Origin of the sequence: Acinetobacter sp. 12966 (assembly GCF_031196995.1) — a bacterium.
In the GTDB taxonomy this organism is placed as follows: domain Bacteria; phylum Pseudomonadota; class Gammaproteobacteria; order Pseudomonadales; family Moraxellaceae; genus Acinetobacter; species Acinetobacter geminorum.
Window position 1 is genome coordinate 1 of record NZ_JAVIMC010000104.1, and the last position, 267, is coordinate 267.

Genomic DNA, 267 nt, shown 5'->3' on the forward strand with positions numbered 1-267 from the left:
GGCACATATCTGGAATGATGTCCGTGCCTTAACACGTCCCAATGCTTTAAAAACTGCCGTAGAATTAGATATACCTGTAGTAATTATGCATATGCGCGGTGAACCAACGACAATGAATCAGTTGGATCAGTACACTGATGTAACACTCGATGTGATGCAAGAGTTGCAACAGCGTATTGATGAGGCTTTGGCTGCTGGGGTAAAAAAGCACAATATTATTGTTGATCCTGGATTTGGCTTTGCGAAAAATGCCCAGCAAAATTTAAA

1 protein-coding gene is annotated in these 267 nt (G+C 41.2%); it reads left to right on the plus strand.

Features of this window, described 5'->3' with window-relative positions; all coding sequences use genetic code 11:
* The coding region (locus RFW85_RS16275) for a dihydropteroate synthase (protein WP_309171697.1) at window positions 1-267 on the plus strand (267 nt) is incomplete at both ends.